General features: G+C 47.2%; 1 protein-coding gene. It reads right to left on the bottom strand.

Annotated elements, in window-relative coordinates; genetic code table 11:
• A partial coding sequence (locus R0J87_RS23160; RefSeq protein WP_498889302.1) for a hypothetical protein occupies window positions 1-248 on the bottom strand: 248 nt, incomplete at both ends.

The following is a 248-nucleotide window of genomic DNA, read 5'->3' as shown; positions in this document are numbered from 1 at the left end:
AAGGATACTGGCTGTCACTAGCCGACAGGGTGACCTTCCCTGTGTCATTTGTTCTGTCTGATAAAGCTTCACCGGTGTCACACACAAAATTACTGTTTTTATCTACACACACTTCAGCATTCGACAAATAACCGTCGATCACCTGAACAGTAACCTTGCCGTCGAGATTCTTCCCATCGTCATTATCTGAGTCCGAACCACCGCACCCCGATAAAATGGTTGCTGCCACCACAACCGATAAAAGCGAC

It is taken from the genome of Halomonas sp. SIMBA_159, from assembly GCF_046536035.1.
Classification (GTDB): Bacteria; Pseudomonadota; Gammaproteobacteria; order Pseudomonadales; family Halomonadaceae; genus Vreelandella; species Vreelandella venusta_A.
This window is presented reverse-complemented; position numbering and strand designations above follow the sequence as displayed.